At 63.9% G+C, this 5,683-nt stretch carries 3 protein-coding genes; 2 read left to right on the top strand and 1 reads right to left on the bottom strand.

All coding sequences use genetic code 11. The features are described 5' to 3' along the window. Positions 1 to 74: 74 nt before the first annotated feature. On the bottom strand, positions 75 to 335 hold the full coding sequence (locus AB0H50_RS33680) for a transposase (protein ID WP_357460807.1): 261 nt from the start codon (positions 333 to 335) through the stop codon (positions 75 to 77). Between the two features lie 490 nt (positions 336 to 825). On the opposite strand from AB0H50_RS33680, the gene AB0H50_RS33675 reads away from it, so the two are divergent. Continuing rightward, positions 826 to 1,800, top strand: a complete 975-nt coding sequence (locus tag AB0H50_RS33675; RefSeq protein WP_357460786.1) for a hypothetical protein — start codon at positions 826 to 828, stop codon at positions 1,798 to 1,800. Positions 1,801 to 2,293: 493 nt separating this feature from the next. After that, positions 2,294 to 5,683: IPT/TIG domain-containing protein (locus AB0H50_RS33670; RefSeq protein ID WP_357460785.1), on the top strand; the 3,390-nt coding region annotated here is incomplete at its 3' end.

Genomic DNA, 5,683 nt, shown 5'->3' with positions numbered 1-5,683 from the left:
CCACACGCTACGACAAGCTGGCCATCACCTACCGTGCCGGATTCGTCCTGGCCCTCGTCGTCGAATGGCTCAAATCATTGGGAGACACGGCCTAGGCCTTGTCGGCGGTCACCCAGCGAGCGGCACGCCAGCGTCCAGCGCGCGGGCCAGCATCCTTTGTGCCGTCGCGAAATTGCCTCGTCCGGCACCCCGGCCTGCAGGCAGTGGTCCCGATCGGTGGTCCACGACTTGGGCAGATACAGCTGCCGATCGATCAGCGTCCGGCCCTTGCTGCCCGTGTACGCACAGAACACACCGAGCTGACAGTCTCGATCCGCCCTGCCGTGCCCGAGTATTGCCGCTGCACCCCAACAGATTTCACACCCCTTTTTCAGAAGTCCGGTCTCGTCGATGACTCAGCACAACAACATCACGAAGTGGTGCTGGAGTGCTGGCCGGTCAGCGCGAACGTCGGTCCGGATCCGGGTTCATTGGAAAACGGATCCAAGGACTCATTGTCCGGGTGGTGGTGTTCGGGTGTTACTGGATGGGGCCCGGCGATGACGAGAGTCGGTACCCCGGGTACAGGTGGAGCGCTGTTCATGTCGACCTCGACACGCAGGTTACCGCGGTCGCCCCGGCCGGGGCGGGGACTGTGCAGGTCACCGTCGCCACGTGGGTGGGATCAGTAACAGAGTTTCCTACACCTATATCTGAGCGCTACTGCGTCCGGGCCGTCAGCGGACAGCGTTGACAGCCCACTCGGGCTGCGTTTTAGGTCCAGTCGCCGCCACCAGGACGGCGATTGCAGAGGTAAGGGGGTGTCTGTTGGCTACCGTTCTGAAGATGCTGCTGGCGGAGCGGCATCTCAAAAGCCATTCGGATTTTCTGGCAGCGTACGACAGGTGCGCCGCGCAACTCGATCCTCCTATCCCTCCAGGTTATGGGCCGTCGAAGACACAGTTCTATCAGTGGCTGTCGGGCGGGATGGTCGGGCTGCCCCGCGACTACCATTGCCGGGTGCTGGTCGAGCTGTTCTCCGGCTGGACGGTCGAGAAATTGTTTCAGATGGCTGACACCGCACCAGCGCACCAGTTCGCTCCTCCGGCAACGGACGTGGAGCTCGAGGCGTTTCTCGGGGCTGAGATGATCACCAGCGGAATTACTCTCGTGTACCCGACCTTCGAGCTACCCGGGCGGCCTGTGCAAGAACTCCGGGCGACCGAGGCTCCGCATCGGCGCGCATTCGAGAGGAAGGCCAGCACATTTGCGGCCGATCACCGCTCAGATCCGCTGATCACATTGCCGGAGAACGAAGTTCGCGGATTGCTTTACGTGTTCTCGTTGCTCCAGCGCCACACTTGTATTCCGACTGACGTTCGGAGCGACCGCGACGTCGTCGCGCACAGCGACCGCCCCTATATCAGTTTCGGACTGACCAGCAACAACTGCACACGTATGTACCTCGAAAGTGTCGAGCGTCCGCTGTTTACCTTCAATGACCGTGGTGCTGAAGGCGGCTCCCGTCTGGAACAGTTGGAGCTGAGGGACGGTAGCCGGTATGACTCGAGCGAGGACCACAACATCGGCGTCATCGCGCGGGTGCGACCGAGCCCAGATCGGCACCCCCACCGATACTGGATATTCTGTGCGGGCTTGGGCCCACGCGGAACCACTGGGGCAAGCTGGTATCTCGCCAACTGCTGGAGCCCCCTACAGCGGCATGCCGGTCACCGCGAATTCGTCGCAGTGGTCGATGTCGGTCAGGACTCCGACAACACCGCCAGCTTGGAGTATCTGCTGATCGAATCGCATCGCTGACACGGCACTTGTGTTCCGTTGTGCTGTAATTGGTTCTGCGCGGCAGAGGCGGGCCGGGGTATCGGTTGCTGCTGGAGCGCATCAGGCGTGAACCGGTAGGGATGATCGCGGGCCAGGCCTACGTCCGCGTCCGCGAAGCCCTGCCGAAACCGGAATTCGAACGCCTCTACCTGCACGAGCGGCGATCGATCGACGACGCCTCGACATCGGCGGTGCCAGGATTGGTCTACTGTCGCGCTCGCACCTGACGGCCACCCCGCTCGAATACTTCGGTGGCCCAGGCGATATCCCGTATGCGAAGGCCCATTTCGGCGATGCTGTTGATTTCCAGTGGGGAGTCCAGCGGCCCGGACGGCACGTGGGGGCCGGAGCCGAACGGGAGTGGTGGCCTCCGGGCGGTACTTGTCAGGTAGCCCGCAGTCGGTGTCGAAGAGCATAGGGCCGCTGAAGTTCTCGACGCTCCCGTCGCCATCCCAAAACGGACTAAAACGGATTGGCGAGACATAGCCCAGCAACTGGTCCAAGGGCGTTAATGAAAAGAGTGGGCCGCCAAGAGAGTCGAGCACCATTCGGTACAGAGGAACTACACAGCAAACGAGGAGGCAGCGCCATGCCTACCATCACTTCCCTCTCTCCAACGTCTGGCCCCACGACTGGGGGTACCAGCGTCACGATCACGGGCATCGGGTTTGCCGGTCCGCTGTCCGTGCGGTTCGGCACTACCGCAACCACTTTCACCATCAACTCCGCATCCCAGCTCACCGCCATCGCCCCTGCCGGGTCGGTCGGTCCGGTGCAGGTCACCGTCACCTCTGCAGCGGGAACCAGTAATGGGGTCACCTACACCTATCTCGCGGTTCCGTCGTTGAGCAACATCAGCCCCAGCCAAGGATCCACCTCGGGCGGAACGACCGTCACTCTCACCGGGTCGGGCCTGACCGGAATTGCTGCGGTCAATTTCGGCAGCACACCGGCAACCTCGTTCACGGTCAACTCCGACACGCAGATCACGGCCGTCGCTCCTGCCGGGACGGGAATCGTGTCGGTCACAGTTACCGGACCGGGTGGCACCAGCAACCCGGTCACCTATGTCTATGTCGTGGTCCCGACCATCACATCCATCTCCCCAACGGCCGGGCCGACTTCGGGGGGTAACAGTGTCACGATTACCGGCACCAACTTCACCGGTCCGTTGACCGTACGCTTCGGCAGCACCGCCACCTTCTTCACGGTCAACTCGTCTACTCAGATCACGGCCACCGCCCCTGCCGGGTCGCCCGGCACGGTGCAGGTCACTGTCACCGGCAATGGTGGCCCCAGTAACGGCCTCTCCTACACCTTCGTCGGGATGCCCACCCTGACCGCGATTACTCCGAGTTCAGGGCCGGTTACCGGTGGCTCAACGGTTGTATTGACGGGGACGGGACTGTCCACCGCCACTGCTGTGAATTTCGGTGCGACACCGGCGACTTCGTTCACCGTCAACTCCAATACACAGATCACGGCAGTCGCTCCCGCCGGGACGGGGACCGTGCAGGTCAAGGTCACCACTGCGGGCGGCACGAGCAACGGTCTCGCGTATACCTATGTTGCGGTTCCCACGCTGTCCTCGGTGGTGCCGAGCTCGGGGCCGGCGGGTGGTGGGACGACGGCTGTCCTCACCGGGACGAACCTGACGGGAGCCACTGCCGTCAGGTTCGGTGTGACACCAGCGACCTCGTTCACTGTCAACTCCGCGACGCAGATCACCGCCGTCGCACCCGCGGGTACGGGAACGGTACAGGTCACCGCCACCACTGCGGGCGGCACCAGCAATGGCGTCGCCTACACCTATGTTCAGGTTCCCACCCTGACCTCGGTGGTACCGAACGCGGGACCGGTCACCGGCGGAACGACGGTCGTCCTTACCGGGACAGCGCTGACCGGAGCTACCGCGGTCACTTTCGGTGGCACACCTGCGACCTCATTTACCGTCGACTCCGCGACCCAGATCACCGCGGTAACCCCGGCGGGTACGGGGTCCGTGCAGGTCACGGTCACCACCGCGGGTGGAACCAGTAACGGGGTAACTTACACCTATGTCGCGGTTCCCACTTTGTCCTCGGTGGTGCCGAGTGCGGGACCGGTGGCCGGTGGGACGACGGTCGTTCTCACTGGGACAGGGCTGACCGGAGCTACCGCGGTCACTTTCGGTGGCACACCGGCGACCTCGTTCACCGTCGACTCCGCGACACAGATCACCGCCGTCGCCCCGGCCGGCACAGGAACTGTGCAGGTCACTGTGAGCACTGCGGGCGGAACGAGCAATGGTGTTTCCTACACCTATGTTGCGGTTCCCACCCTGACCACGGTGGTTCCCAATGCGGGGCCGGTGACCGGTGGGACGACGGTCGTCTTGACCGGGACGAATCTGACAGGGGCCACAGCGGTCACTTTCGGTGCGACACCGGCGCCGTCGTTCACGGTCGACTCGTCGACTCAGATCACCGCGGTCACCCCGGCGGGGATTGGGTCTGTCGCGGTCACCGTTACCACCGCAGGGGGAACCAGTAACGGGGTCACCTACACCTATGTCGCAGTTCCCACTCTTGTCTCGGTGGCGCCGAGTGCGGGACCGGTGGCCGGTGGGACGACGGTCGTTCTCACCGGGACGGGATTGACCGGTGCTACAGCGGTCAATTTCGGTGCGACACCGGCGACGTCGTTCACGGTCGACTCCGCGACCCAGATCACGGCAGTCGCACCCGCCGGCACAGGAACCGTGCAGGTTACTGCCACCACCGCGGGCGGAACGAGCAATGGTGTTGCTTATACCTATGTCGCGGTTCCCACCCTGACTACCGTGGTGCCCAATGCGGGGCCGGTGACCGGTGGGACGACGGTCGTCTTGACCGGGACGAATCTGACAGGGGCCACAGCGGTCACTTTCGGTGCGACACCGGCAGCCTCGTTCACTGTCGACTCGGCGACTCAGATCAGCGCGGTCACCCCGGCAGGGACGGGGACCGTGCTGGTCACTGTCACGACCGTCGGCGGAACCAGTAACGGCGTCGCTTACACCTATGTCGCAGTTCCCACTCTGACTACCGCGGTGCCCAATGCGGGGCCGGTGACCGGTGGGACGACGATCGTCCTGACCGGGACGGGATTGACAAGCGCTACGGCAGTGACTTTCGGTGCGACACCGGCGACGTCGTTCACCGTCGACTCCGCGACGCAGATCACCGCCGTCGCCCCAGCCGGAACGGGGACCGTGCAGGTCACCGCCACCACCGCGGGCGGAACGAGTAACGGCGTCGCTTACACCTACGTTCCGGCGCCTGCTCTGACCGCGGTGCTGCCGAGTGCGGGTCCCGTGAGTGGTGGGACGACGGTCGTTCTGACCGGGACCAACCTGATGGGAGCTACCGCTGTCAGTTTCGGTGTGACTCCGGCGACTTCGTTCACAGTCGATTCCGCGACGCAGATCACGGCAGTCGCACCCGCCGGGACCGGGACAGTGCAGGTCACTGCGACCACTGCGGGCGGAACGAGCAATGGTGTCGCCTATACCTATGTTCCGGTTCCCAGTCTGATCACGGTGGTCCCGATTTTGGGACCCGTGAGCGGCGGGACAACAGTCGTCATCACCGGAGCGGATCTGACGGGATCGACGGCGGTCAGTTTCGGTGCGACACCGGCGACTTCGTTCACCGTCGACTCCGCTACCCAGATCACGGCCGTCGCCCCCGCCGGAACGGGCACGGTGCAGGTGACCGCCACTACTGTGGGTGGGACCAGCAATGGTGTCGCCTATACCTATGTTCAGATTCCCAGTCTGATCACGGTGGTCCCGACTTCGGGGACCGCGGCGGGTGGGACGACGGTTGTCCTGACCGGAGCG

The sequence above is a fragment of the Nocardia sp. NPDC050793 genome (genome assembly GCF_040654065.1).
Lineage (GTDB): Bacteria > Actinomycetota > Actinomycetes > Mycobacteriales > Mycobacteriaceae > Nocardia.
This window is presented reverse-complemented; position numbering and strand designations above follow the sequence as displayed.

Bases quoted from the DNA above. Each gene is read 5' to 3' on its own strand.
- AB0H50_RS33675 (WP_357460786.1), top strand. From the start codon at position 826: ATGCTGCTGGCGGAGCGGCATCTCAAAAGCCATTCGGATTTTCTGGCA.